The organism is Micromonospora sp. H61 (assembly GCF_018070325.1).
Classification (GTDB): domain Bacteria; phylum Actinomycetota; class Actinomycetes; order Mycobacteriales; family Micromonosporaceae; genus Micromonospora; species Micromonospora salmantinae.
In genome coordinates this window covers 70,190-96,724 of the sequence record NZ_JAGPXY010000016.1, presented here as the reverse complement: position 1 = coordinate 96,724, position 26,535 = coordinate 70,190, and the positions used below count along the sequence as shown (strand labels likewise).

General features: G+C 70.4%; 23 protein-coding genes, 1 tRNA gene and 1 riboswitch. Of the genes, 16 read left to right on the top strand and 8 right to left on the bottom strand.

The window, feature by feature from the left end; genetic code table 11:
- Nucleotides 1-153 precede the first annotated feature (153 nt).
- The 8 genes from KBX08_RS11300 (at nucleotide 154) to KBX08_RS11265 (ending at nucleotide 9,872) form a co-directional block, all read left to right on the top strand.
- Complete coding sequence (locus KBX08_RS11300) at nucleotides 154-942, top strand: DUF3662 and FHA domain-containing protein (RefSeq protein WP_007454122.1); 789 nt, start codon at nucleotides 154-156, stop codon at nucleotides 940-942.
- Between the two features lie 6 nt (nucleotides 943-948).
- Complete coding sequence (locus tag KBX08_RS11295) at nucleotides 949-1,434, top strand: FHA domain-containing protein (protein WP_030487599.1); 486 nt, start codon at nucleotides 949-951, stop codon at nucleotides 1,432-1,434.
- On the top strand, nucleotides 1,431-2,906 hold the full coding sequence (locus KBX08_RS11290) for a PP2C family serine/threonine-protein phosphatase (protein ID WP_210783087.1): 1,476 nt from the start codon (nucleotides 1,431-1,433) through the stop codon (nucleotides 2,904-2,906). Before KBX08_RS11295 ends, KBX08_RS11290 begins: the two co-directional genes overlap by 4 nt.
- Nucleotides 2,907-2,936: 30 nt before the next feature.
- On the top strand, nucleotides 2,937-4,430 hold the full coding sequence (locus tag KBX08_RS11285; protein ID WP_210783085.1) for an FtsW/RodA/SpoVE family cell cycle protein: 1,494 nt from the start codon (nucleotides 2,937-2,939) through the stop codon (nucleotides 4,428-4,430).
- Nucleotides 4,427-5,932, top strand: a complete 1,506-nt coding sequence (locus KBX08_RS11280) for a penicillin-binding protein 2 (protein WP_210783083.1) — start codon at nucleotides 4,427-4,429, stop codon at nucleotides 5,930-5,932. Before KBX08_RS11285 ends, KBX08_RS11280 begins: the two co-directional genes overlap by 4 nt.
- A gap of 1 nt (nucleotide 5,933) precedes the next feature.
- On the top strand, nucleotides 5,934-7,343 hold the full coding sequence (locus KBX08_RS11275) for a serine/threonine-protein kinase (RefSeq protein WP_210783081.1): 1,410 nt from the start codon (nucleotides 5,934-5,936) through the stop codon (nucleotides 7,341-7,343).
- Nucleotides 7,340-9,157, top strand: coding sequence for a Stk1 family PASTA domain-containing Ser/Thr kinase (gene pknB, locus KBX08_RS11270; RefSeq protein WP_210783079.1), 1,818 nt, complete (start codon nucleotides 7,340-7,342; stop codon nucleotides 9,155-9,157). The genes KBX08_RS11275 and pknB overlap by 4 nt, the downstream gene beginning before the upstream one ends.
- 82 nt (nucleotides 9,158-9,239) lie before the next feature.
- On the top strand, nucleotides 9,240-9,872 hold the full coding sequence (locus KBX08_RS11265; protein WP_307850509.1) for an ElyC/SanA/YdcF family protein: 633 nt from the start codon (nucleotides 9,240-9,242) through the stop codon (nucleotides 9,870-9,872).
- A gap of 54 nt (nucleotides 9,873-9,926) precedes the next feature.
- On the opposite strand, the gene KBX08_RS11260 is transcribed toward KBX08_RS11265, so the two are convergent.
- Genes KBX08_RS11260 through KBX08_RS11245 form a run of 4 tightly spaced genes read right to left on the bottom strand, consistent with a single transcriptional unit; the run spans nucleotide 9,927 to nucleotide 13,360 of the window.
- Nucleotides 9,927-10,577, bottom strand: a complete 651-nt coding sequence (locus KBX08_RS11260; RefSeq protein ID WP_210783075.1) for an aminodeoxychorismate/anthranilate synthase component II — start codon at nucleotides 10,575-10,577, stop codon at nucleotides 9,927-9,929.
- Between the two features lie 2 nt (nucleotides 10,578-10,579).
- Nucleotides 10,580-10,858, bottom strand: coding sequence for a hypothetical protein (locus KBX08_RS11255; protein WP_210783073.1), 279 nt, complete (start codon nucleotides 10,856-10,858; stop codon nucleotides 10,580-10,582).
- A 4-nt stretch (nucleotides 10,859-10,862) separates the two neighbouring features.
- Nucleotides 10,863-12,563 carry a class E sortase gene (locus tag KBX08_RS11250; RefSeq protein WP_210783071.1) on the bottom strand — a complete coding sequence of 567 codons (1,701 nt, stop codon included), beginning with the start codon at nucleotides 12,561-12,563 and terminating at the stop codon, nucleotides 10,863-10,865.
- Complete coding sequence (locus tag KBX08_RS11245) at nucleotides 12,560-13,360, bottom strand: DUF881 domain-containing protein (protein WP_210783069.1); 801 nt, start codon at nucleotides 13,358-13,360, stop codon at nucleotides 12,560-12,562. The genes KBX08_RS11250 and KBX08_RS11245 overlap by 4 nt, the downstream gene beginning before the upstream one ends.
- Before the next feature lie 221 nt (nucleotides 13,361-13,581).
- Here KBX08_RS11245 and KBX08_RS11240 point away from each other — a divergent pair, with 221 nt between their 5' ends.
- The 5 genes from KBX08_RS11240 to KBX08_RS11220 all read left to right on the top strand — a co-directional run bounded on the left by KBX08_RS11240 (nucleotide 13,582) and on the right by KBX08_RS11220 (nucleotide 19,796).
- A complete protein-coding gene (locus KBX08_RS11240; RefSeq protein WP_210783067.1) occupies nucleotides 13,582-13,851 on the top strand; it encodes a cell division protein CrgA in 270 nt (89 codons plus the stop codon).
- Nucleotides 13,852-14,057: 206 nt separating this feature from the next.
- A complete protein-coding gene (locus KBX08_RS11235) occupies nucleotides 14,058-16,256 on the top strand; it encodes a (Fe-S)-binding protein (RefSeq protein ID WP_210783111.1) in 2,199 nt (732 codons plus the stop codon).
- A 39-nt stretch (nucleotides 16,257-16,295) separates the two neighbouring features.
- Entirely contained in the window at nucleotides 16,296-17,621 is a 1,326-nt protein-coding gene (locus tag KBX08_RS11230) for a hemolysin family protein (protein ID WP_247669227.1), read from the top strand.
- Nucleotides 17,614-18,615 (top strand): hemolysin family protein, encoded by a 1,002-nt coding sequence (locus KBX08_RS11225; RefSeq protein ID WP_210783065.1) that lies wholly within the window; start codon nucleotides 17,614-17,616, stop codon nucleotides 18,613-18,615. Before KBX08_RS11230 ends, KBX08_RS11225 begins: the two co-directional genes overlap by 8 nt.
- A gap of 167 nt (nucleotides 18,616-18,782) precedes the next feature.
- Entirely contained in the window at nucleotides 18,783-19,796 is a 1,014-nt protein-coding gene (locus KBX08_RS11220) for a C40 family peptidase (RefSeq protein ID WP_238690288.1), read from the top strand.
- 55 nt (nucleotides 19,797-19,851) lie between these two features.
- On the opposite strand, the gene KBX08_RS11215 is transcribed toward KBX08_RS11220, so the two are convergent.
- Nucleotides 19,852-21,834, bottom strand: a complete 1,983-nt coding sequence (locus KBX08_RS11215; RefSeq protein ID WP_210783061.1) for an N-acetylmuramoyl-L-alanine amidase — start codon at nucleotides 21,832-21,834, stop codon at nucleotides 19,852-19,854.
- A 235-nt stretch (nucleotides 21,835-22,069) separates the two neighbouring features.
- Nucleotides 22,070-22,205, top strand: a riboswitch (cyclic di-AMP (ydaO/yuaA leader).
- Between the two features lie 12 nt (nucleotides 22,206-22,217).
- Between KBX08_RS11215 and KBX08_RS34670 the strand changes: the two genes are divergently transcribed.
- Nucleotides 22,218-23,258, top strand: coding sequence for an NlpC/P60 family protein (locus tag KBX08_RS34670; protein WP_210783059.1), 1,041 nt, complete (start codon nucleotides 22,218-22,220; stop codon nucleotides 23,256-23,258).
- Between the two features lie 73 nt (nucleotides 23,259-23,331).
- On the opposite strand, the gene dcd is transcribed toward KBX08_RS34670, so the two are convergent.
- On the bottom strand, nucleotides 23,332-23,910 hold the full coding sequence (gene dcd / locus KBX08_RS11205; RefSeq protein WP_030332009.1) for a dCTP deaminase: 579 nt from the start codon (nucleotides 23,908-23,910) through the stop codon (nucleotides 23,332-23,334).
- Nucleotides 23,911-24,009: 99 nt separating this feature from the next.
- On the opposite strand from dcd, the gene KBX08_RS11200 reads away from it, so the two are divergent.
- Both KBX08_RS11200 and KBX08_RS11195 read left to right on the top strand, forming a co-directional pair.
- Complete coding sequence (locus KBX08_RS11200; RefSeq protein ID WP_210783057.1) at nucleotides 24,010-24,567, top strand: pyridoxamine 5'-phosphate oxidase family protein; 558 nt, start codon at nucleotides 24,010-24,012, stop codon at nucleotides 24,565-24,567.
- A gap of 183 nt (nucleotides 24,568-24,750) precedes the next feature.
- Nucleotides 24,751-24,824, top strand: a tRNA-Gly gene (locus KBX08_RS11195).
- Between the two features lie 101 nt (nucleotides 24,825-24,925).
- On the opposite strand, the gene KBX08_RS11190 is transcribed toward KBX08_RS11195, so the two are convergent.
- Both KBX08_RS11190 and KBX08_RS11185 read right to left on the bottom strand, forming a co-directional pair.
- Nucleotides 24,926-25,351, bottom strand: coding sequence for a hypothetical protein (locus tag KBX08_RS11190; RefSeq protein ID WP_210783055.1), 426 nt, complete (start codon nucleotides 25,349-25,351; stop codon nucleotides 24,926-24,928).
- Between the two features lie 27 nt (nucleotides 25,352-25,378).
- Nucleotides 25,379-26,317, bottom strand: a complete 939-nt coding sequence (locus KBX08_RS11185; protein WP_247669245.1) for an LD-carboxypeptidase — start codon at nucleotides 26,315-26,317, stop codon at nucleotides 25,379-25,381.
- Nucleotides 26,318-26,535 lie beyond the last annotated feature (218 nt).

Genomic DNA, 26,535 nt, shown 5'->3' with positions numbered 1-26,535 from the left:
TCGGGAATACTACGCTGTCCCTGACGCTCGCCACGAGCGATTACCGTTCGTGGCGGACGAAAGATTAGCACGACAGTCGCGGCCCTTCCGAACGGGTCGAGAGCAGCCGGCCGAGCGGCGTGTGAGCTGCGCGCGCGCCGGCCGGATACCATCATGTCCTCGGGACCCGAGGAGGAGCCGGTGAGCGTGCTGCAACGCTTCGAGAAGCGTCTGGAAGGCCTGGTCGAAGGGGCCTTCGCCAAGGTCTTCAAAGGGGTGGTCCACCCCGTGGAGATCCTCAACGCCATGCAGCGGGAGGCCGAGGCGCACAAGGCGATCCTGGCCGGTGGGCGCACGTTGGTGCCCAACCGCTACGTGATCGATCTCTCGCCGTTCGACCACAGTCGGCTGGCGCCGTACGCCGCCGCGCTGGCCCAGGAGTTGGCCCAGTCGCAGGCGGAATTCATCGGCGAGCAGGCGTGGACGGTCTACGGCGACGTGATCGTCGAGATCGAGCGAGGCGAGGGTCTGGACACGGGCATGTTCCGTGTCACGGCCGAGGTCTACACCGGCGGCGAGGTCGCCCCGGTGTCGGCGCCCGGCTACGACGCCGGCCCGCCCGCCTACCCCGCGTACGACCAGGGCGGTGGCTACGGCCCGCCGCCCGGGCACGGTGGCGGTCGCAACGTGCGGCTGGTCTCCGGCGACGGTCGCACCTATCCCCTCCAGATGGGGTCGACGGTGATCGGTCGCGGCGACCAGGCCAACCTGCGTCTGCCCGACGTCGGCATCTCCCGGCGACACGCCCGGCTGGATTTCGACGGCGGCCAGGTCGTGTTGACCGACCTGGGTTCGACCAACGGCACCATGGTGAACGGGCAGCGGGTCTCCGCCGTCGCGCTCAACCCCGGTGACATGGTCCAGCTCGGGACGACGACGCTGACCTTCCGCGTGGACGGCTGACCCGCCTTGCCGGAACTGGTCATCACCGTTGCCCGGTTCGGGTTCCTGATCCTGCTGTGGATCTTCGTGTTCACTGTGGTCGGCGTGATCCGCCGGGACCTCTTCGCGGGCGCCCGGTCCGGTCGTCTGGTGGCCGCACCACGCGCGGTGGGCGCCTCGACGGGGCAGGCGGCCAAGCCGGCGAAGGTGAAACGGGGCAGAGCGGCGCACCAACTGGTGGTGACGGCCGGTCAGCTGGCCGGCACCAAAATCACTCTCGGTGAAGCGCAGATCACCATTGGTCGAGCTGAGGACTCCACCCTGGTCATCACCGACGACTACGCCTCCGCGCGACACGCCCGGCTCGTGCCGCGTGAGGGGCAGTGGTACGTCGAGGACCTCGGCTCGACTAACGGCACGTACCTCGATCGCGCTAAGGTCTCCGGACCAACCCCCGTCCCCCTCGGCGTGCCGATCCGGATCGGCCGCACTTCCCTCGAATTACGGCCATGACTCTGACCCTGCGCTATGCGGCCCACAGCGACCGCGGTCTGATCCGAGACGGCAATCAAGACTCCGTCTACGCCGGGCCGCGGTTACTCGCCGTTGCCGACGGCATGGGCGGTATGGCCGCCGGTGACGTCGCCAGCAACATCGTCATCGGTGCCATGGCGCCGCTCGACGAGGACGTCCCGGGGGACGCTCTCGTCGATGCGTTGCGTTCGGCCGTGGGCACCGCCAACCAACAACTCCGCGACACGGTGGACGCCAACCCGCAACTGGAGGGGATGGGTACCACGCTGACGGCGACCCTCTTCACCGGCAGCAAGCTGGGGATGGTCCACATTGGCGACTCGCGGGCCTACCTGCTGCGCAAGGGCGAGTTCGCGCAGATCACCAAGGACGACACCTACGTTCAGATGCTGGTCGACGAAGGCCGCATCAGCGCCGAGGAGGCGAGCAGTCACCCGCAGCGGTCGCTGCTCACCCGCGCCCTCGACGGTCGGGACATCGACCCGGAATACTCGGTCCGTCAGGTCATGCCCGGCGACCGGTACCTGATCTGCAGCGACGGCCTCTCGGGTGTGGTCAGCGCCGAAACCATCGGCGAGACCCTGCGGGAGTACACCGACCCGCAGCAGTGCGTCGAGCGGCTGGTGCAGCTCGCGCTGCGTGGCGGTGGGCCGGACAACATCACGGTGATCATCGCCGACGCCACGGACCAGGACATCGTCGAGGCGACCCCGATCGTGGGCGGCGCCGCCGCCCGGGACCGCGGCATGGCGACCTCCGCCGACGACTCGACTCCGGCCGCCCGAGCCTCGGCGCTCTCCGCGCCGCGTCCGGCCGCGCCCGAGGAACCGGCGGCCTCCGACGATGACGCCGACCGGCCGAAGCGACGCCCGGTCCGGACCGCCGCCATGGCGCTGGCCCTGCTGGTGATCGTCGGCGGTGCGGCGTTCGGTGGTTGGACGTACACCCAACGGCAGTACTACGTGGGAGCCACCGAAGAGGGCCAGGTTGCCGTCTTCCGCGGTGTCCAGGGTCAGATCGCCGGGATGGACCTGTCCAGCGTGCACCGCCGCAGCGGCACCCGCCTGGACGACCTCACTGTCGCCGCACAGGACACCGTCAAGGTCGGCATCCGGGCCAAGAGTGAGCCGGACGCCGAGCGTCAGCTCGCCGAGCTGACCAGCGACACGCCGAGCAACCCCAACCTGAAGCCGCTCTGCCCGCTCGACCCGACCGCCGCCGGGGTCACCACGCCGACGCCGACGCCCACCCCGATCGGTTCGACGCCGACCCCGAACGGCAGCCCGAGCGCCAACGCGTCGCCGACCCCCAACGGGGTTGTCAGCGCAAGCCCGACCGTCGGTGCCACCACCGCTCTCGGTGGGGCCGGCGCGACCACCACACCCGACGTCACGCCCTCCGACTCGGCCACGCCGGCGCTCGACACGGCCGGCTGCCGGTCTCCTGAGTGAGCGTCGGCTGAGATCCTGAGGACTCCACCCGTGACCGTAGCGGCCACACCGGCACCCTCGCCCGCCACCGCGGGCGAGCAATCCGGCGTACGCCTGGCGCGGTCGCGCCGCAACGCCGAGCTGTACCTGCTGTTGCTCGCGATGGTGCTGGTGGCCGCGTACGGGGCGACCGTCGAGGCGAACCTGCTGGACACGGTCACCCCGGACTTCTGGATGCCGGCCGCCGCGCTCGGCGCGGTCTTCCTCGGCCTGCACCTGGTCATCCGGTTCCTGGCCCCGTTCGCCGATCCGGCGCTGCTGCCGGCGGTGGCCCTGCTCAACGGGCTCGGGGTGGGCTTCCTGCGCCGGATCGACCTGGGCGATGCCCCGGTGACCGAGCGGGAGAGCCTGGCCGTCTTCGCGGGGCAGGGCGGGCGTCAGCTGGCCTGGACGCTCGGTGCGGTGATCCTCGCCGCCGGCCTGCTCGTGATCATGCGCGACCACCGGTCGATCTCGCGGTACGCGTACACCCTGGGGTTGGCCGGCATCGTGCTGGTGATGATCCCGGCGGTGCTGCCGTCGAGCATCTCCGAGATCAACGGCGCGAAGCTCTGGGTCCGGGTCGGCAGCTTCTCCATCCAGCCGGGTGAGTTCGCCAAGCTGGCGCTGCTGGTCTTCTTCGCCTACTACCTGGTACGCAAGCGTGAGGTGCTGTCGCTGGCCAGCCGGCGCTTCCTCGGCATCGACTTCCCGCGTGGCCGCGACCTCGGGCCGGTGGTCGGCGTCTGGCTGATCAGCGTCCTGGTGCTGGTCTTCGAGAAGGACCTGGGCACCTCGCTGCTCTACTTCGGCATGTTCGTGGTGACGCTCTACATCGCCACCGAACGGGTCAGCTGGCTGCTGATCGGCCTGGTCCTGTTCTTCGGCGGCGCGTACCTCGCCTATGTCCTCGGCTCGACTGTCGGCGGGCCGTTCGCCAACTTCTACGTGCGGGCGGAGATCTGGCTCGACCCGTTCGCCGACCCGACCGACAAGGGCTACCAACTCGTGCAGGGCCTGCTCGCCCTGGGCACGGGCGGGCTCTTCGGCGCGGGGCCGGGCGGCGGTCAGCCGGACATCCTGCCCGAGGTGCAGAACGACTTCATCTTCGCCGGCATCGGTGAGGAGATCGGCCTCTTCGGCCTCTCCGCGCTGCTTGTCGTCTACCTGCTGATCGTGGAGCGCGGGTTGCGCGCCGCGCTCGCGGTACGGGACTCGTTCGGCAAGCTGCTCGCCGGCGGTCTGGCGTTCACCCTCGGCCTCCAGGTCTTCGTGATCGTCGGTGGGATCAGCAAGCTCATCCCGCTGACCGGTCAGACCACCCCGTTCCTGTCCGCCGGCGGGTCGTCGCTGATGGCCAACTGGCTGCTCATCGCGGTGCTGCTGCGAGTCTCCGACGGCGCCCGCCGACCGGTGACCGGGGGCAGCGGGGGCAAGGCGGTCCGACCCAGCGGTGGCCCACCCGAGCAGCTGCACGGTGCTCCCACGGAGGTGATCAAGCCGTGAACGCACCGCTGCGCCGTGTCGGCGTCGTCGTCATGGTCCTGTTCGGCCTGCTCTTCGCGAACCTCAACTGGATTCAGTTCCAGAAGGCCGACGAATACCGCACCAGCGACTACAACGGTCGGGTCCAGGTCGCCGACTACAAGCGCAAGCGCGGCAACATCGAGGCCGGCGGCACCGCCCTGGCCACCAGCAAGGAGACCACCGGCAAGCTGAAGTTCCAGCGCTCCTACCCGGGTGGCCCCAAGTACGCCCACGTGCTCGGCTACAAGCCGGTCAACCTGGCCGACCAGGGCATCGAGCAGGTGGAGAACGACTTCCTGGCCGGCACCAGCGACCAGCTGATCGGCGACCGGTTGAAGGACATGTTCACCGGCGACGACACCGGCGGCGGCAACGTGCTGCTCACGCTCTCCAAGCGGGCCCAGGACGTGGCGTACGACCAGCTGGGCAACAACGAGGTGGGCGCGAAGCGGGGCGCGGCGATCGCCGTCGACCCGCGTACCGGTGCCATCCAGGCGCTGGTCTCCATGCCGAGCTTCGACCCGAACCCGCTGGCCAGCCACGACACCAACGAGGCAACCGCGGCGTACAACAAGCTGGAGAAGGACCCGGCCGAACCGCTGAAGAACCGCGCGCTGGCCGAGACGCTGCCGCCGGGCTCCACCTTCAAGATCGTGGTGGCCGCGGCGGCGCTGGAGAACGGCGTCACCAAGAACACCCAGATCCCGGCCGGTTCCAGCTGGACCCCGCCGACCTCCGGCGAGCCAATCCGTAACGCCGCCGCCTCGATCTGCCCCGAGCGACAGGTCACCCTGCTGAAGGCGGTAACCGAGTCGTGCAACACCGGCTTCGCGCAGCTCGGCGTGCGACTCGGCGCCGACATCGTCAAGGAGAAGGCCCGGCAGTTCGGCTTCGAGCAGGAGGACCTGACCGTCGGCCAGCTCGGCGAGGGCGGCCTGCCTACGGCGGCAAGCCGGACCGGGGACATCCAGAACCCGGACGGCAGCACGGACCCGGCCGCGCTGGCCCAGTCCTCGATCGGTCAGAACAACGTCCGGATGACCCCGCTGGAAGGCGCGATGATCGCCAGCGCGGTCGCCAACAACGGCAGTCAGATGCGGCCGTACCTGGTGCGGCAGCTGCTCGCTCCGGACCGGACCACCAGCTACTACACAGCGAAGGCGCGGGAGCTGCGTCAGCCCGTCGAGCCGCAGGTCGCCACCGACCTGCGCGAGATGATGGTCAGCGTGGTCCGGAACGGCACCGGCAAGAGTGCCGCGATCAGCGGCTACACGGTCGGCGGCAAGACCGGCACCGCCCAGTCCGCCCCGGATCGGCCCGACCACGGCTGGTTCATCGGCTTCGCCCTCGACAAGAACGGCAACCCGGTCTCCGCGGTCTGCGTGATGCTGGAGCAGGCCGGCCCCGGTGGTAGCGCCGAGGCGGCTCGGATCGCCGGTCAGATCATGAAGGCCGCCATCGCCGACCCAGGGGGTCGCTGACATGCTCAGCCCCGGCGTGCAGCTCGGCAACCGCTACCGTCTCGACGAGCGGATCGCCAGCGGCGGCATGGGCGACGTCTGGCGCGGCACCGACCAGGTGCTCGGTCGGACAGTCGCGGTGAAGAGCCTGCTCCCCGCCCTGCTCGACGACCCGGACTTCGGTGAGCGGTTCCGCGGCGAGGCCCGCACCATGGCCACCATCAACCATCCCGGCGTGGTGGACGTCTACGACTTCGGCAACGACCAGCAGATCGCCTTCCTGGTCATGGAGTACGTCGAGGGTGACGCCCTGTCGTCCACGTTGAGCCGGGTCGGCCGGCTCACCCCGGCCCGGACGATGGCCCTCGTCGCGCAGGCCGCCGACGCGCTGCACGCCGCCCACGAGAAGGGCATCGTGCACCGCGACGTTAAGCCGGGCAACCTGCTGGTCCGGCCGAACGGCACGCTGGTGCTCACCGACTTCGGCATCGCCCGCTCCGACATGGTCGGCCAGCTCACCGCCGCCGGCTCGGTGCTCGGCACCGCCTCGTACATCTCACCGGAGCAGGCCACCGGCGGAGTGGCCACCCCGGCGTCCGACGTGTACGCCCTCGGCGTGGTCGCCTACCAGTGCCTGGCCGGTCGGCGGCCGTTCGAGGGCGACAACCCCCTCGACATCGCGATGCGGCACGTCCGGGAGACGCCCCGGCCACTGCCGGCCGACATCCCTCCGCAGGTGCGCGCCCTCGTCGAACGGGCGTTGGCCAAGGACCCGGCCGCCCGCTGGCCCAGCGCCGCCGCACTCGCCGGGGTCGCCCGTCAGCTCAAGGCCGCGCTCTCCCAGCAGGCCCGGGCCGGCGCCAACTCCGGGCCGGTCTCCGCGGCGCCCGCCTCACCCGCCGCGCCCGGTCGGGCCCAGGTGCCGCAGGCGCACCAGATGCGTCCGCCGACTGCCCGCCCGCAGGTGGCCGGAGCGAGGCCGACAGCTATCGCACCCGCCCAACAGCCACGCCCCACCGCCGTCGCGCCGGCCGTCCAGCCCGCTCGGCCGCAGGGCGCACCCAACGGCTACCCGCGCGGCGCGGCAGCAGTGCCGTCCGGGCCGCCCCGGCAGGAACACCAGCCGGCGTACGTCCGGCAGGCCGGCCCGGCGACGCCGGCACCCCAGCCCCAGCGGTCCCGGCCGGGAATGGTGCTTCTCGCCATCCTGCTGGCCGTGCTGGTCCTGCTCTGCTCTGGCGTGATTTCCTACAACCTACGGAAGCAGTCGCAGGCCGGTGCATCGGCCGGGCTGGCGCCGCGCACCGTGGCGTCCGGCGCGCTACGACTCGACGGGCGCGACGATCCGACCCGGACGTCGTACCGTCGAGAGGTACGACTCCAGCCGGGCAACGGCGGGACGACGACGAGCGAAGGACGACAGACGCGATGACAGCGCAGGCCCGCCTGCTCGGTGGCAGGTACCAGGTCGGCGAGCTGCTCGGCTATGGCGGCATGGCCGAGGTGCACCGTGGTCGCGATCTCCGGCTCGGTCGGGACGTCGCGATCAAGATGCTCCGCACCGACCTCGCCCGGGACGCGACGTTCCAGATGCGGTTCCGCCGGGAGGCGCAGAACGCCGCCTCGCTCAACCACCCCGCCATCGTGGCGGTCTACGACACCGGCGAGGAGACCGCGCCGACCGGTGAGACGCTGCCGTTCATCGTCATGGAGTTCGTCAACGGGCGGACCTTGAAGGAGGTCCTCGGCGCCGAGGGCCGACTGCAACCGCGCCGTGCGCTGGAGATCTGCGCCGACATGTGCGCGGCACTGGAGTTCAGCCACCGGCACGGGATCATCCACCGGGACATCAAGCCCGGCAACGTGATGCTCACCCAGACCGGCCAGGTCAAGGTGATGGACTTCGGCATCGCCCGGGCGCTGGCCAGCGGTGCGACCACCATGACCCAGACCAGCGCGGTCATCGGCACTGCCCAGTATCTTTCCCCGGAGCAGGCACGCGGCGAGGCCGTCGACGCCCGCTCCGACGTGTACGCGGGCGGCTGCGTGCTCTTCGAGCTGGTCTGCGGGCACCCGCCGTTCGTCGGGGACAGCCCGGTCAGCGTCGCGTACCAGCACGTACGGGAGACGCCGCCGACGCCGAGCGACATCAACCCGGACGTCACCCCGGCCGTCGACGCGATCGTGCTCAAGGCGCTGTCGAAGAACCCGCTGAACCGCTACCAGAGCGCTGGCGAGATGCGGGCCGACCTGCTCCGCGCCGCCGCCGGCCGGCCCGTGCTGGCCACCCCGGTGCTGCGCGAGGCGGAGACGGTGGCGATGGCCCCGGCCGGCGGTGGGGGCGGCTATCCGCCTTCCGGCCGTGGGCCGCAGACCGGGCAGATCCCGGCCCGGGTGGGCGACCCGCGTCAGCGCAAGGCGTCCTCCTGGCTGATCGCTACGTTCAGCGCGGTCGGCGTGCTGGCAGTGATCGCCCTGGTCGCCGCCCTGCTCTGGAACATGCAGCAGGACGAGGACCTGAAGTCGGTGCCCACCCTCACCGGTAAGACCCGGGAGGCGGCGATCACCGAGATCAACAATCTCGGTTTCAAGCCGCAGGTAGGCGACCCCGTCCTGGCAAATGACTGCACCAAAAACACCATCGCGAAGCAGAGTCCTGCGCCGGGCACCCGGCTGAAGCAGGCGGACACGGTGACCATCCAGATTTGCGACGGCAAGCCGGATGTGAAGATCCCCCCTGGCCTGGTCAACTCCCAGATCGAGAACGTGAAGACCCAACTTGAGGGTCTGGGGTTGACGGTCGAGGAGAAGAAGGTCGACAACCCCGCTCAGGAGGGGATTGTCACCAAGGTGACTCCGCCGTCGGGGACGACCGTGGCGCAGGACAGCAAGGTCGTCGTCGAGATCTCCCGGGGCAACGTCAACAAGGTGCCCAACGTGATCAACTCCACCCGGGACGAGGCCGCCGAGGAACTCCGCGAGGCGGGTTACAAGGTCCAGTTCCGCGATGGTGAAGAGGTGCCGGCCGATCAGGCCGGTCGGGTCCAGAAGCAGAACCCGGTGGGGGGCACCGAACTGGCCAGGAACAAGACGGTCACCATCGAGATTGGTATTCCCGAGCCGGAGACCGACCCGACGCCGACGGTCACGCCGACGACCACGCCGACGGGCACGCCGACCCCTCCCGGCAGCGGGGGCGGCATCGGTCTGCCGTTCCCACCCGCGCCGGGCCGGCCCCAGGACTAGGCCACCCGCGGGCATCGGCATGACGGAGACGGAAGCGTCCCGGGCCGGGCCGATACGGCGGTGGCCTCGCCGCCTTCGCCGCGTGGCCGTCTCGGGCCTCGTCGTGCTGGTGCTCGCCAGTTCCCCGTGGCTGTGGACGACGCTCGCCGCACACGGCCACCTGTACACCGCTGCCGACGCGCCGGCCGCCGACGTGGTGATCGTGCTCGGCACCGAGGTGGCGGCCGATCGGCAGCGGCCGGGTGACCGTCTCGCCGGCCGCCTGGACACCGCCGCCGAGCTGGTGAACAGCGGGCGGGCCAAGGTAGTCCTGGTGTCGGGCGACGGCGGTGGCGCGTCCGGCGACGAGCCGGCGGTGATGACGACGTACCTCGCCGAGCGCGGCGTTGAGAGGCGTCGGGTGGTGGCCGACCCGTTCGGCCTGGACACCTACGACAGCTGCGCGAGAGCGCGCGAGGTGTACGGCGTCGAGCGGGCCCTGATCGTCACCCAGTCGTACCACCTGTCCCGGGCGGTGACGCTGTGCCGGCAGCTCGGCGTCGATGTCGACGGGGTGACCGCCCACTGCGACGGCTGCGGCGCCGCCCTGCTCGCCGAGAAGTCGGTTCGGGACTACTTCGCCAGTGGCAAGGCGGCCTGGGACGCGGTACGCGACCGACCGCCTGCGGTGCGTTCGCCCGTGAGTCCCGCGGTCGAGGACGCGCTGCGGGGCTGACCCGGCCGGTGCGGGGTCCCGATGATCCGGTGACCGTGCTCTGACGTCCGGCCCTCAGGCGGTGGCGAAGGCCGCCCGACGGCGGGCGTCCACCTCGGCGGCCAGCGCGGGCGCGCGCTCCAGCGCCTCGGGGTGACCGCAACTGGCCAGCCAGTTGGCCAGCATCAGGTGACCGCCCTCGGTGAGCACCGACTCCGGGTGGAACTGGACACCCTCGATGGGCAGTGTCCGGTGCCGCATCGCCATCACCACGCCGGATCCGGTCCAGCCGGTGACCTCCAGCTCGTCCGGGAGCGTCTCGGGCAGCACGGCGAGCGAGTGGTACCGGGTGGCGGTGAACGGGTCGGGCAGACCGGCGAGTACGCCGACCGAGTGGTGTCGTACCTCGGAGGTCTTGCCGTGCAGCAGCTCGGGGGCGCGTGTCACTGTCGCCCCGAAGGCTTCGCCGATCGCCTGATGGCCGAGGCAGACACCGAAGATCGGTAGTTGGCCCGCGTACTCCCGGATGACGTCGAGGCAGATGCCGGCCCGGTCCGGGCTGCCCGGCCCTGGTGACAGCAGGATGCCGTCGGCGCCAGCAGTGCCCACCTCGGCGACGTCGATCTCGTCGTTGCGGCGGACCTCGCAGTCCACGCCGAGCTGGCCCAGGTACTGCACCAGGTTGAAGACGAACGAGTCGTAGTTGTCGATCACCAGGACGCGCATGGTCACCTGCTCGGGGAGGGGGGCGCGGGGTTGTTCTGATCGGTGTCGTACGGCAGCTCGTGCTCGTCGCCGGCCGGCGTCTCCCCCGTCACCGGGTCGCCGCCGCCCGTCTCGGCGGGTACGCCGGACTCGACCTGCACGTCGTCGAAGGGCAGCAGGGGTTCGGCCCACGGGAAGGCGACGTACCACAACAGGGCCACAGTGGCAGCCACCAGGAGCACCGAGCCGGTCAACTTTCCGACCACGCCGAACGGCAGCTTGCGCCAGATGAACGCGTACATCGGGTCAGCCTCCCAGCTCCGCCGGGCGGCCCGCTGACTTGGGTTGGGTGCGGTCCAGCTCGGCGTGGATGATCAGGCGCTGGTAGTTGTCGAACTTCGGGTTGCAGGTGGTGAGGGTGAGCATCCGCTTGGTCGCCTTCTTGTCCGGTTCACCGGGCACCGGCGCCACCACCTCGACCTGGGTCGGCCGGACGATCCGGGACTGCGACACCCGGTAGACGTACCAGTCGGTCTTGCTCTCGACCACTATCGGGTCGCCCTCATTCAGCTCGTCCAGCCGCCAGAAGGTGGCCCGGTTGCGGTGGCCGGCGACGGAGAAGTTGCCCACCTGGCCGGGGAGCGCACTGGTCGGGTAGTGGCCGGGGGCGAAGCGGATGTCCTGCTGAGTGACGCCCTCGACGACGACCCAGTTCTTGTCGAGCTTGGGGATGTAGAGGCCCGCGAGCGGCTTTCCGCGTACCGGCGGGGACGGCTTGACGCTCGGGCCGACCGACGGGGCCACCGTCGGGTCGTCGGTCGGGCCCCACTCCTGGACCAACTGGTTGTTGAGGTCGTTCTGGTGGGCGTCGACGATGGCCGACTTGCCCCAGACCTCGTAGCCGGCGAATAGCAGGACCACCAGACCGAAGGTGATCAGGATTTCGCCGGAGACGCGGACGCCGGTGCGCAGTCGCGAGCCGAACGACGGGCGGGTCAGCTCGGAGTAGACGCTCTTGTAGCCGTCGCCGGTCTGGTGCGGCCGGAGTTGCACCACCCGCTCGCCGCGTCGGGGTTGGGGAGGGTCGGCGGGGTTGGCGCCGGTCGGCTCGTCCGGGACGGCGGTGCGGGGGACGGCACCCATCAACGCGGTCGAGTCCATTGTCGGCGGCCTGGTGGCAGGAGTGGTGGGCACTGCCGGAATCAACGCGGTGGCGGCCGGGTCGGCGCCGCGATCCCCGCCAGCGCTCGGCGGGACCCGGCCCGGCCCGGTCGGCGGGAAGCCTTCCGGCCCGGCCGCTGCGACGCGCTCGGGGGCGGCCGGGGAGACCGGGGTGGCCGGAGAGCCGGTGGGTCGGCCGGGACGGGCGGTGACCTGCGCAATGTACGCGGTCGGCGAGTCGGCCAGCGGCGGCGTCGAGGGCCCGGAGGAGACAGGCCGGCTCGGCGTGCCGGAGGCCGCCGGCCGGGTCGGCATCGGCATCCCGCCGGGCGTGGCCGGGCGCGTCGGTGCGGCACCCGGTGGGTTGCCGGTGGACGGCGGGCGGGTCGGTCCGGCGCCGGGCGCTGTCGGTCGGGTGGACGCGGCGCTGGGGGCGGGGGGTCGGGTCGGGGCGTTGCCGGGGGCAGCGGGCCGAACCGGGCCCTGGTTGCTGGCGGTCGGTCGGCCGGCGGTGCTCGCGGGGGGAACCCCGGCACCGCCGTGCGAGCTCGGCCCGGCAGCCGCGCTGCCTGGCCAGGGCGGCGGCGCTTCGGCACCCGGGCGGCCCGGGGTTCCGGTCGGCTCGGGTCGAGTGGCGCTCGGCGGCGGCTGCTCGGCGCTCGGCGGCTGCTGGGTTCGTGGCGGCTGCCCGGTTCGTGGCGGCTGCAGCACCGGCTCGGGCCAGTTGATGGCCGGGGTCGGTCGGTCCGGTGCCGACTCGGGCCGGTCGAACTTGGGCAGGAAGGCGGTCGGCTCGTCGGTCTGGTCCCGGTGTCGCCCGTCGCGTCGCTCGTCCGGCCCGCTCACTTGGGCACCGTAGCCGAGCGTAGGGCGGTGGAATCCTCGAATGCGGGAACTCGCACCGTGGAGACCGTCTCGTTGTAGCCAAGCTGGTAGTCGTCGACCGCGTCCTTGAACAACCGGACTCCCTGAGAGCTGGCGAGGGCCTGCTGGAGGGCAGCGGGATCGCCGATCGCTACGATCTTGAACGGTGGGGAGTACACCCGGCCGTGCAGTAGCAGGGTGTTACCGACGCAGCGTACCGCGCTGGTGGTGAGCACGCGGACATTCATGATTGACATGGCCTCGGCTCCGCCTGCCCAGAGCGCGTTGACCACCGCCTGTACGTCTCCCTGATGCACCACCAGGTCGTCGTTGCTGGCGTCCGACTGCGTCTGGTCGAGCTGGGGCGCATCGTTCAGCTCGACTGTGACCCCGGGCCCGCTGAGGGCGGTGAACCCGGCGTCCTGGACGCTGCCCTGGGCGCGATTCTGCTGAGCCTTGATCGGGGCGTCCGACCCGGCGAGTGTGTTGGTCCGTTGCTCGACCTCGCCGCGCAGCGTGGCGGCGCGGCGCTCGCTGGCGGCGACCTGTTCGCGGCGGTCCTCGATGAGCTGGTTGAGCTGGGGGCGCCGGTCCTCCCGGAGAGCGGTGCCGCCCGCGGTGGTCGCGGTGGTGGTGAAGAGCAACCCGGCCGCCGCGGCGATCAGGGGCACCCCGATCGACCAGCCCGGACGGCGTTGGCGCGGTCGCCGGGGCAGCAGCCCGGCGGCAGCCCGTCGGAGGACCTTCTGCCAGGAGGTTGCGCCGGATGTGTACTCCACCGAGCGTTCCTTCCGCGTGTCGGGGATCGGTCCGTGCCGGCTCGGCCGGTGATGCGAACAGTCCCGCCTCTTTCGGTCACTCCGTGCACCGGCCTGACCCCATTCGTGGTCCAGGCGGCCAATCGGGACTACGCTAGCTCTCGAACATTATTGGCCATGGACCGTCGCCCCCGCGCCCGGTTGTCAGGCCGGACGAGGTCGTCACCCCTCTGGAGAGCGCCGTGCCCAAGTCTCAGGTCCGTAAGAAGAAGGTGTACACCCCGCCGACGGACGTCCGTCCGACGACGGCGTCGTCGTCGTCGTCGCGCAAGCCTAGCCCGGTGTGGTTGCCGATCACCGCGGTCGCCTTGATCGTCGTCGGGATCGGCTGGCTGGTGCTCTACTACCTGTCCGAGCAGGAGTACCCGGTCATGGCGTGGGGTTACTGGAACCTCGCCGTCGGCTTCGGTGCGATGGTCGCCTCGCTGGCGTTGCTCTCTCGCTGGCGCTGATCCGAGCAGACCGTCGCGTCGGCGGTCCCACGTCACCCCGTCGAGCCCCTGCCCAGCAGGATCGGGTGGGGCCCCCTATGGTGTGCGCAGGCAGCGCGGCCTACTGCGAGATGACTCACGTTACCGCTGGGTAACCTTCGCGTAGGCTGCACTGCATGACCGAGCAGAGCGAGGTCATCAGGCAGCAGACCGGGGAGGCCAACTCGATGGGCAGCGTCCAGATCGTCACCACGATCCTCGCGGTCGCCATCACCGCCGTGGCGGTGTGGCTTGCGGTGCGTGCGGTCCTGAAGATGGTGGCAGTCATCCGGCTCGGGCAACCCGCGCCGGAGCGGTTCTCCGACAAGGTCGCCCGCGCCAGGACGATGCTGGTGGAGACGGCCGGCCACACCCGAATGCTCAAGTGGGGCGTGGTGGGCGCCGCGCACTGGTTCGTGATGGTCGGCTTCGTCGTGCTGTCGCTGCTGGTGCTCGAGGCGTACTTCGAGGTGGGCACCACCGACGGCGGTCTGCCGATCATCGGGCACTGGACGATCTTCGGTCTGGTCACCGAGATCATCGGGGTGCTGAGTCTGGTCGGCATCCTGGTGCTGATGGCGATCCGGCTGCGCAACCGGCCGACCCGCCCGGGCGGGCGGTCCCGGTTCACCGGCTCGACCATGTGGCAGGGCTACTTCGTCGAGTGGATCGTGCTGCTGGTCCTGATCTTCGGCTTCGTGATCCGGGGCTTCAAGGTCGCCACCGACCACTTCGAGTTCCCGTTCTGGGCCACCCCGGTCAGCCACGCGGTCGGTGCGGTGCTGCCCGACTGGGCGGACGGCGTCAGCGTCGCCGCGGCCATCAAGATCATTATTTCGATGACGTGGCTGATCGTCATCTCCCTGAACGTCACGATGGGCGTCGCCTGGCACCGTTTCCTGGCGTTCCCCAACATCTTCTTCAAGCGGGAGCCGGCCAAGCCGGCCGGCTCCGGTCTCGGCGCGCTGCGCCCGATGACGAGCCAGGGCAAGCCGCTCGACTTCGAGGAGGCGGACCCGGAGAAGGACCAGTTCGGCGTCGCCCACGTCGAGCAGTTCAGCTGGAAGGGCCTCCTCGACTTCAGCACCTGCACCGAGTGCGGTCGCTGCCAGTCGCAGTGCCCTGCCTGGAACACCGGCAAGCCCCTGTCGCCCAAGCTGCTCATCCTGAGCCTGCGCGACCACGCGTACGCGAAGGCGCCCTACCTGCTGGCCGGCGGCGGCAAGGACCTGACCGGCGAGGAGAAGGCCACCCAGGCGCAGTTGGCCCACCTGGACGTGCTGGCCCTCGCAGAGGCCGACAAGCCGTTGATCGGCACCGCCGAGGAGGGCGGTGTCATCGACCCGGACGTGCTCTGGTCCTGCACCACCTGCGGCGCCTGCGTCGAGCAGTGCCCGGTGGACATCGAACACGTCGACCACATCGTCGACATGCGCCGCTACCAGGTGCTGATCGAGTCGAGCTTCCCCTCCGAGGCCGGCGTGATGCTGCGCAACCTGGAGAACAAGGGCAACCCGTGGGGCGCCCCGCAGAACACCCGCGAGGACTGGACCAAGGGCCTGGACTTCGAGGTGCCCCGGGTCGGCGAGGTGGACGACTTCGAGTACCTGTTCTGGGTCGGCTGCGCCGGCGCGTTCGAGGACCGGGCCAAGAAGACCACCCGCGCGGTGGCCACGCTGCTCAACGAGGCGGGCGTGAAGTTCGCGATCCTGGGCGAGGGCGAGACCTGCTCCGGCGACCCGGCACGACGGATCGGCAACGAGTTCGTCTTCCAGATGCTCGCCCAGCAGAACGTGGAGACGCTGAACGAGGCGTTCGAGGGCCGGGACAAGGCCAAGCGCAAGATCGTCGCGACCTGCCCGCACTGCTTCAACACGCTGGGCAACGAGTACGGGCAGCTCGGCGGCGAGTTCGAGGTGGTCCACCACACCCAACTGCTCGCGCACCTGGTCGCCACCGGCAAGCTCACGCCGGTGCAGCCGGTCGACGGCGGCGTCACCTACCACGACCCCTGCTACCTGGGTCGGCACAACCGCGTCTTCGCGGCCCCCCGGGAGGTCCTCGGCGACGCCATCGCGGGCGACCTGACCGAGATGCCGCGGAACAGCGAACGCTCCTTCTGCTGCGGTGCTGGCGGCGCCCGGATGTGGATGGAGGAGAAGATCGGCAAGCGGATCAACGTGGACCGCGTCGAGGAGGCCATGGCCACCGGGGCGAAGACGGTAGCGGTCGGCTGCCCGTTCTGCTCGACCATGCTCAGCGACGGGGTCAACGGCAAGGGCGCCGGCGAACAGGTCGAGGTGATCGACGTGGCCAGCGTGCTGCTCCGCTCGGTCAAGCCCGAGCAGCCGCAGGGCGGCAAGGAGACCGCGCCGATCGGCGGCTGAGACGCGTACCCCTGGGATTTGTTCATCGACGGCCTACTCTTGACGACGCTGTTGCCCCTGGTCGGCTTCGTAGCCCTGACCGCGGGCAACGCGTTCTTCGTCGCGGCCGAGTTCGCCCTGGTCACTGTCGATCGGGCGGAGATCGACCGGCGGGCCGCCGCGGGCGACCAGGCCGCCCTGACGGTACGCACAGCGTTGCGCGAACTTTCCTTCCAGCTCTCCGGGGCGCAGCTCGGCATCACCATCACCGCGCTGCTCACCGGCTACCTGGCCGAGCCGGCCCTGGCCCGGCTCTTCACCCCGCTGCTGCGCCCGCTGGCCGGAGACAGCACCGAGCGGCTCACCCCGTTCATCGCGTTGGCCCTGGCCACGCTGATCTCCATGCTCTTCGGCGAGTTGGTGCCGAAGAACGCGGCGCTGGCCCGGCCCATGCCGGCGGCACTGGCCACGGCCGGCCCGATGCACACCTTCTCCCGGACGTTCGGCTGGGTGATCCGGGGGTTGAACGGCTCGGCGAACCGACTGGTCCGGGCGCTCGGCGTGGAGCCGCAGGAGGAGTTGGCAAGTGCCCGCTCGCCGGAGGAGTTGGGCCTGCTGGCGGGTATCTCGGCGCGGGCCGGCGCACTGCCCACCGACACCGCGATGCTGTTGCGTCGCACCATCCGCTTCGGTGACAAGCGGGCCGCGGAGGCGATGACCCCCAGGGTGGACGTGGTCGCGCTGCGCGCCACCGCCACCGTGGCGCAGCTGCTGGAGCAGTCGCGGCGGACCGGGCGGACCCGGTTCCCCGTGTACGAGGAGACCCTGGACCTGGTGACCGGTGTGGCCGGCGTGCCCGACGCGCTGGGCGTGCCGCTGGCCGACCGCGCGTCGACCCGGGTCGGCTCGGTGGCCCGCGAGCCGGTGTACGTGCCGGAGAGCCTGAACCTGGACGGTGTCCTGGCCGCGCTGAAGGCGGCCGGGGCCGACCTGGCCATCGTGGTCGACGAGTACGGCGGCACGGACGGCGTGGTGACCGTCGAGGACCTCGTCGAGGAGTTGGTCGGAGAGATCGCCGACGAGTTCGACCCGGCGAGCGTGGACGACGACGGGTCGGCCGAGCTGACAGTTCCGGGCGGTGAGCGCACAGTGCTGGTCGACGGTGTGCTCCGCTCCGACGAGTTGGCCGAGCAGACCGGTTTCCGGCTGCCTGAGGGGCCGTACGAGACGTTGGCCGGGTTCCTGATGGCCCAGCTCGGGCACATCCCGCTCGCCGGCGAGACGGTCGAGACGGACGGCTGGGAGTTCACAGTGGTCGAGGTGGAGCGGCACCGGATCGAGCAGGTCCGGGTGTTGCGTCCGGCGGATCCGGACGACGATGACTGAACTGCTGGTGACAGTGCTGTTGCTGCTCGGCAACGGGTTCTTCGTGGGCAGCGAGTTCGCGCTCATCGCGTCCCGTCGGACGGTGATCGAGCCGCTGGCGGCCGGGTCGAAACGCGCCCGCTGGGCGTTGTCGGCGATGAACCAGATCCCCCTGATGATCGCCGGCGCGCAGCTCGGCATCACGGTCTGCTCGTTGGGTCTCGGCGCGATCGCCGAACCGGCGCTGGCTCACCTGCTGGAGCCGCCGTTCCACGCGGCCGGCCTGCCGGAGCGCGTGGTGCATCCGGTGGCGTTCGTGCTGGCACTGGGCATGGTGGTCTTTCTGCACACGGTCGTCGGTGAAATGGTGCCGAAGAACATCACGCTGGCCGGTCCGGAGGTCTCCGCGCTCTGGCTCGGCCCGGCGATGCTGGCATTCTGTGTGGCCACCAAGCCGTTGTTGCTCGCGATGAAATGGGCGGCCCGGCGGGTGCTCGCGTTCTGGCGGATCGAGGCGTCCGAGGCGGTGAAGACGGTGTTCACCGCCGAGGAGTTGGCCGGGTTGGTCTCCCAGGCGCGGACCGAGGGGCTGCTCGACGCGGAGCAGCACGCGCGGATCACCGGCGCGCTGGCCCTGCACGCCCGGACGGCGGCGGACGCGCTGCAACCGTGGTCGACGGTGGTGACGGTGGCCGAGGACGTGTCGCCGGCGTCGCTGGAGGTGCTGGCGACCCGGACCGGCCGGTCCCGGTTCCCGGTGGTGCAGCGGTCGACCCGTCGGGTGTTGGGCTTTGTGCACGTCAAGGACGTGCTCGGGTACGCCGGGCAGGGCCGCCGGTCCCCGGTGCCGGCCGACGTCTACCGGCCGCTGGCGGTGGTGCCGCCGGACCGTACGCTGGCCGACCTGCTGCTGGCGATGCGTCGCGAACGGCGGCACATGGTGCTGGTCAGCGACGGGCGAAAGCCACTCGGTGTGGTGACTCTTGACGATGTATTGACTGCAATCGTTGGGTGATGGACCAATACCCTTGGTGTGCAAGCGGTTGCACGACAGTGATGGTTACCGCCCTCGCCTTGATTACCGCCCCGAGCTTCCCTAATGTGGGGCACCGACCGCTGTGGGTCGTCTGCCTCGGCCCTTCCCTCACGCGAGGCGCCCGGCGGTCGGTTGCAAAGGAGTCGGTGCCGGTGGCAACCATGCCCCCTCATCGTCACGACCTGTTTGCGTCTGCTCGCTCTGGTGGCCTGCGCCGCGTTGCGCACCGGGTGCTCGTCCTGGTCGCCGCCGCGGCGGTCGGCGCCGGTCTGCTGACCGCGCCGGCACATGCCGCGCCCACGGTCGACGAGATCGAGGCGCAGATCGACAAGAAGTGGGAGCAGTTGGAGCCCACCATCGAGCAGTACAACAAGGTCCGGGCGCAGCTGAAGGTCAACCGGCAGAAGTCGGCGAACCTGCAGAAGAAGATCGAGCCGCTGGCGCTGCAGAGCGAGCTGGCGCTCAACCGGGTTGGCGACCTCGCCTCCCGCTACTACATCTCGGGCCCGTCGCACGACATCGGCGCGCTGCTGGTCAGCGCCAAGCCGGACACGCTCACCGAGCAGCTCACCATCCTCGACCGGCTCGCTTCGCAGGAGCGCAAGGAGGTCGAGGGTGTGCTGGCCGTGCGGGCCAAGTACGACGGCGAGAAGCAGAAGCTGGACGCGCTGATCGTCACCCAGACCAAGCAGCAGAACGAGCTGGCGGCCAAGAAGAAGCAGATCGACGGCGAGATCAAGCAGCTCGAAGCATCGATGCCCAAGACCACGGTCAAGACCGCGGCCTGCCCGACCATCAACGGTGTGGTCAACGAGGCGGCCCGCACCGCGATCAAGACCGCCTGCGGCAAGGTCGGCAAGCCGTACGTCTGGGGCGCCACCGGCCCGAACTCGTTCGACTGCTCGGGGCTGACCCAGTACGCCTACAAGGCGGCCGGGATCTACCTCACGCACCACACCGGTGACCAGTGGAACGAGGGCAAGGCCGTCTCGCGAGCCGACGCTCGTCCCGGTGACCTTGTCTTCTTCTTCTCCGGCCTGAGTCACGTCGGGCTGTATCTGGGCAACAACACCATGGTGCACGCGCCACGTGCCGGTAAGCCGGTGCAGGTGTCCAGCATCAACACCATGCCCGTCGCCGGGTTCCGCAGACCTGGCTGATCCACCTCGCGCGACACGACGGCCCCCGGTCACCGACCGGGGGCCGTCGTGGTTCTCAGCGGGGGGCGCCGACCGGGGACGGCAAGAGCTGCACGTCGGCGAGGTCGACGTACATGATCCGGTGGCCGAACTGGATCTGCGCGTACCGGTTCTTGCCGCGAATCACCGTCCAGTCGCCGGGCGAGGAGCCGTCGAACGTGCTGGCCCGGTAGTACTCGCCGGCCAGCACCGCGCCGACGGCGTACCGCTGCCCGGCGGCCAGGGTGTACTGGAGCGGCGAGATCGCCTGGTAGGGCACCCCTTCCGGGTACGCGGACTGCTCCGGGTACGCCCTTCCGTAGACCGGAACGGTGGTCCGTCCGGGCTTCGGCGTGGCCACGACGCCGACGGTCCAGCTGGCGGTCGGCGCGGACGACGGGTTGTGGAACCAGGCCCGCTGCCCGAGGTACCAGATCGCCGTCCAGTCGCCCTGCCGTCCGGCCAGCGCGTACGTCTGCCCGGCGGACGCCCGGGCTCCGTGGTCCGACACCGCCATCGTGTTCGGGCTGCCGTCCGGGCGGAGCGCGACGTCGTTGACCAGCGGCGCGTCCGCGGACGGTGCGCTGCGCAGCACCACCGCCGAGGAGCCGCGTGGCGCGCAGGGCACGCCCGGGGTGACGCAGCCGGTGAACGCCGGCTGGTTGGTGGTGTGGTCCGGGTCGATCCGGACCATTCCGGTGGCCGGGGTGCCGGTGTCCAGTCGAGGTGCGTGCAGCAGGTCGAAGTAGTGCGTCCAGTCCCAGTACGGGCCCGGATCCCAGTGCATTCCCCGCACAGTCGAGGGGATGGTGCCGGGCACGTTGTCGTGGCCGATGATGTGCTGGCGGTCCAGTGGGATGCCCAGTCGCATCGCCAGGTACCGGACCAGCTTCGCCGAGGTCCGGTACATCGCCTCGGTGTACCAGGTGCCCTGCGCCGCGAAGCCCTCGTGTTCCAACCCGATCGACTTCGCGTTGACGTACCAGTTGCCGGCGTGCCAGCCGACGTCCTTGGTCTTCACGTGCTGGGCGATGTGCCCGTCGACGGAGCGCAGCGAGTAGTGCCAGCTCACGTAGGTCGGATCCTGGACCAGTTGCAGGGTCGTGGCCCAACTCGCCTCGGTGTCGTGGATGACGATGTACTCGATCTTCTGCCGCGCGGGCCGGTCGGAGAGGTCGTGGTTGCCGTAGTCCCCGTCGCCGAACGCCTCGTAGGGCGCCGGGATCCACTCGCAGGAGATGGTGCGGGGGCACTCCACCCCGTCCGGGCGGGCCAGCCGGCGCAGGCCCAGCCGGTCCAGCCAGGAACGCTCGGGCCGCACCGCGCGGGCCGGCAGGGTGATCCGCTGGCCGTCGTCGGTCACCCGGGCTTCGCCCGCGCCGATGGTGGTGAAGACCTCGTCGGCGAAGGCCGCCGCGGCGTCGGCGCTGTCCGCGCCCGAGTAGCGTGCCACCGCGCCGTACCAGGCCGCCGGGTCGGTGTCCGCGCCGACCGGCGCGCCCAGATCCCTCTGGTACGCGCTCAGCAGCGCGGCCCCACCCCGGATGTTGAGGCCCGCGTCGGTGCGCAGTGCCTCGGGGGTGGCGCCGGTCAGCGTGGCGGCGGCGTCGACGGTCTGCAACGCGGCGGTGGATGGCGCGGGTGCCTCGACCGGCCGGGGCGCGGGTACGCGGGCGGTGCGGGAGTCGTCGCCGCGTGGGTCCTCGGCGCCGGCGTCGTGGTGGCCGCGTCCGGGTAGGGCGGCCACGTGCCGCGCGTCGGTCAGGTGCATCGGACCGTAGCCGCCACTGGTGCTCGGTGTACCGGCGTTGGTGTCCCAACGGGACTCCAGGTAGGAGACGCCGAGCAGCACGACGGCCGGCACGCCGTACTCGGTGGCCGCTGCGGCGTACTGCTGCTGGCGGTCGGTGGTGGGCGCTGCGGCGGCCGGGCCGACGGAGAGTGGCACAGTGGTCGCGGCGGCGACCACTGTGGCGGCGAGCAGCCCGCGCCAGCCGGTCGACAGGGTTGGATGGTGCATCGAACCCCCTAGATTCTCGCGGAGTGAGGTCAGGTCACCATCGCGCCGTCCGGGAGGTCGCGTCAATACCTTTCTATCTATCGAAGTGGATGGAAAGAATTCTTCACACACGGTCGGTTACCTCGTTCAATCCGTACGGAGTGTCACTGCCGCACGGGTTGCGGATCGGTAACAGACGTCTCTACTCTGGTCATTTGTTGGCCCGACAGCAGCTCCGCCCAGCCCGGGCGGTAACGGACCGACACCGCCGAGTCGTTTCCGAGCGAACCGGGGACCCAGGTCCCTCGGGGTGAATCCGCAGCCACTGCGGTAGGGCGCCGACTTCCCGCCCGAACCCGTCAGCTAACCCGGTAGGCGGTCAGGAAGAAGGAGTACGGAACCCGGTGGCACTCCATGCCCCGCGGCCGTCGTCCGAGCGGTCGGCATCAGCCGGCCCGGCGTCGATCGTGCCGCGCCCACGCTGGTCCCGCTTCACCACCGCACTCGCCGCGCTGGCCGGCATCGCCGTCGTTCTGACCGGCAGTGCCACGGCGGCCCACGCCGACCCGTCCGTCGCCGAGATCGAGCGCCAGATCGACGCCGACTGGAACAAGCTCGAACCGATCATCGAACGGCACAACGCCACCCGCACCGACCTCGCCGCGAAGCGCAAGCAGACAGACGCGCTGGCCGCCCGGATCACTCCGCTCGAGCGCCAGGTCGACGCCGCGATGAACAAGGTCAGCGCCCTGGCCGTGCGCGCCTACAAGGGTGAGAACGTCTCGACAGTCAACGCGGTGCTGGGCAGCCGGTCGCCCAGCGAGGTGGTCGGCCAGCTCGAAATGCTCGACCGCTTCGCGCACAACCAGCAGAAGGACGTACGCCAGGTGGCCGACCTGCGCGACCAGCTGGCCGCGCAGAAGGCGCCACTGGACGAGATGGTGGCCCAGCTGACCCGCACGGAAGCTCAGCTGGCGGCGAAGAAGAAGCAGATCAACGACGAGATCGACCGCCTGCAGAAGCTGCGCCTCAAGGTGTACGGCAGTGGCGGCGGCGGTCCGCTGCGCCCGGCACCCTGCCCGGGCAGCTACCCCGGCGGCGCCGCGGGCACCGCTGTCAAGTTCGCCTGCGCGCAGATCGGCAAGCCCTACGTCTGGGGTGCCGAGGGCCCGAACTCGTACGACTGCTCCGGGCTGATGCTGGCCGCCTGGGCGAAGGCCGGCGTGTCGCTGCCGCACAACGCCGCCGCGCAGAGCCGGGTAACCAAGAACGTCAGCAAGGGCGACCTGCGCCCCGGCGACCTGGTCTTCTACTACAGCGACATCCACCACGTCGGCATGTACGTCGGCGGCGGCTGGGTGGTGCACGCCTCGCAGGCCGGTCAACCGGTCAAGATGAAGAAGGTCGACGACGGCCCGATCCACAGCTACGGCCGTCCAGGCTGACCCCGAGTGATCGAAGGGCCCGTCGCGATCCGTCGCGGCGGGCCCTCGTCGTCTCGGGGCCAGCTGCTGAACCTCAGCGGGTGGGCCAGGTCCGCCAGTGCTGCCAGGCGCGGCTGGGTGTCGGCCCCCGCTGGCCCTGGTAGCGCGAGCCGTAGACCACCGAGCCGTACGGGTGCTCGGCCGGCGAGGAGAGCCGGAAGATGCAGAGCTGCCCGATCTTCATGCCCGGCCAGAGGGTGATCGGCAGGTTCGCCACGTTCGAGAGTTCCAGCGTCACGTGACCGGAGAAGCCCGGGTCGATGAAGCCGGCAGTGGAGTGCGTGAGCAGCCCGAGCCGGCCCAGGGAGCTCTTGCCCTCCAGTCGGCCGGCGAGCTGGTCACCCAGCGAGATGACCTCCAGCGTCGAGGCGAGCACGAACTCCCCCGGGTGCAGCACGAACGGCTCACCGTCGGGGACCTCGACCGCCGAGGTCAGGTCGTCCTGCTGCATCGCGGGATCGATGTGGGTGTAGAGGTGGTTGTTGAAGACCCGGAACAGCCGGTCGAGTCGGACGTCGATGCTGGACGGTTGGACCAGGGTGGGCTCGAACGGCTCCAAGCCCAGCGTGCCGGCCTTGATCTCGGAGACCAGGTCGCGGTCGGAGAGCAGCATCGGACCACCATAGCCGCGCTGCCAAAAGTGGCCGGATTCGGTGCCGGTGACCAGCGCGTCGAGGTCGCTGCTCGTACATTTGTTCGATAGAATGCCCACATGGCTTCCTGGTCCGAATTCGCCGCCGACGAGCCCCGACTCGCCGACGGGATCCGCGTTCTCCTCCAGCAGTACGGGCCGGGCTTCGGCTATCTGGCCACGGTCCGCGCCGACGGCGGGCCCCGCGTCCATCCGGTCTCCCCGGTCATCACCGCCGAGGGGCTGTTCTGCTTCATCATCGACTCGCCGAAGCGCCGCGACCTCGAACGTGACGGCCGTTACGCGCTGCACTCGTTCCCGGCGGAGGAGAGTGACGACGAGGCGTACGTGGCAGGGCGCGCCCGTCCGGTGACCGATCCGATCCGGGTGGCGCAGTTGGCGCAGAGCGCCCGGGCCGAGCCGCAGGTCGACTGGCGGCTCTTCGAGTTCACCGTCGACGTGGCCATGCTCACCCGCCGCGAGCAGCACATCGCCGGCATTCCGGGCCTCGCGCCGAGTCGGCCGGCCGTTCGGGTCTGGCTCGACCCAAACGCCCCGTCGGCGGTGGCCGCGCCCCTCGCCGTCCCGCAGGCGCGCCCGACCCGCCTCAGCCGTGACGTTCAGTGCACGGCCGCCTGACCACAGCTCAAAGATCATCAGTGCCGGCTCCGTACCAACGGAGCCGGCACCGCCGTACGCACCGGCCCGCCGCCGCCGAGATCAACCCGGGGTCGACCCGGGCGGAGCGGGGTGCGGACAGCTACGGCCTCCGGGGGTACCTGGGTGCACGGGCTCGACGACTCGGGTACAGTGGTGCCGCTTGCGGGTGTAGTTCAATGGCAGAACATCAGCTTCCCAAGCTGACAGTGCGGGTTCGATTCCCGTCACCCGCTCCACACCGAAGGCCCTGGCCAGGACGTGAGTCCCGGCCGGGGCCTTCGACGTTCACGGTCAAACCATCACGTGCCGTGCCACTAGCCGCTGCTTCGCCAGGTCGTCAGGTTGCCTCGAAGCCCCGGTACGTTCCGGACTCGTCGGCGGCGTCGGCGAACTCGGCGAAGTCCATGTTGGCGATGGTGAGGTTGGCTGAGACGTCCGCGTACCAGCGGGGCGGCACGCGGAAGGTGCGACCGGGCTCGCGGCTCAGGTCGACAGCGAGCAGCGGGCGTTCGACGTCGGTCATCGTGGCCGCGTCGGCCACGAACAGGTAGGTGAGCCAGTTTTCATCACTGATGGGGGCGTTCGCGTCGATCAACTGCTTGACGGTCGCCTCGCTGTAGGCGGGGTCGTCGACGAAGGTCGCGCTGTAGTAGCAGTCCCACCGGCGAAACTCTTCTTTGACGGCCTCCCAGGCGCCGTCGTCGGTGAAGTCGGTCCGGAGCACGAGCGATGCGAGGTCGTCGGGTTGCGGCAAAGGGGACACGACGAAGATCCTCCACGCCGCCAGGCCCTATCGGTAGTCGGCGAAGATTCGACGTTCCACGCCGTCGACGGTGACCGGGCCGCCGTGGGGAAGGATCCACTGTGGTCTGGTGTGACCGAATGGGACCCCGACGCAGACGACCGCCTCGGGGTTGTAGCGGGCCACCATGTCGACGACAGTGTCGCGCTGCTGCTCGCGGAGCCGTGCCCGATCCGCGGCCGGGGGCCGACGGGTGTGGTCGGAGACCGGCGGACGGGCGACCAGGACCGCGTCGACGGCGCTGAGAAGACCGCGTTCACCCAGTGATCGGACGATCCAGCCGACCTCGCGGGCGGGGAGAAGCTCCTCCGACGTCTCGATGATCAGCACCCCGCCGTGCAGGACCTCCGGGGGAAACGGGAAGCGTCCCGCCGTCAGGATCCACTGGATGACTTCCAGGCAGCCACCCCAGGTGGGGCCGGTGACTGCGCGCGGCGGCCCGTACCAGCTCCACGGCTCCGTCGGTTCGCGCTCGCCGAACGACGTCAACGCCTGCGGATCTGCCCAGTCGATGCCGATGTCCTCGGACTCACCCGGGTCGGTGATCTCCAGCCGTTCCCCGGTGAGTAACGCCGCTCGCAGCGACCGGACGTGGATGTCGTCGACGGCAGGCCCGGGGCCGAGGTGTACTTGGGAGGACCCGCCGTAGAAGCTGGCGATGCCGAGGCCCCAGAGCCAGTGGTGCAGGTTGGTGTTGTCGCTGGTGCCGAGGAACGGCTTCGGGTCGGCGCGGGCCAGGTCGGCGTCCAGGTGGGGGATGACGGTGATCTGGTCGTCGCCGCCGACGACGGCGAGAATGCCGCGTACCTGGGGGTCCGCGAAGGCGGCGTTGATGTCCGCCGCCCGCGCTGCCGCGCTCGCGCCCACCTGGCGGGTGGTGGGGTATTCGACCGGAACGAGGCCGGTCAGGTCGGCGAGCCGTCGCATGGCCTGCTCGTGGATCCCGGGATAGGCACCGGCCGCGGCGAAGGACGGTGAGAGCACCGCGAGGTGGTCCCCCGGGCGTGCCTTCCGAGGGCGAACAAGCTCATGCTTCATGTCGAGATCCAACAGGTGCGCCAGCCGGTGCGCATCTCATTTCGAGACGCGTTCCAGGAGAACCACGGGGATCTCCCGGCGTGCCAGTGGGCCGGGAAGGCGTGGTC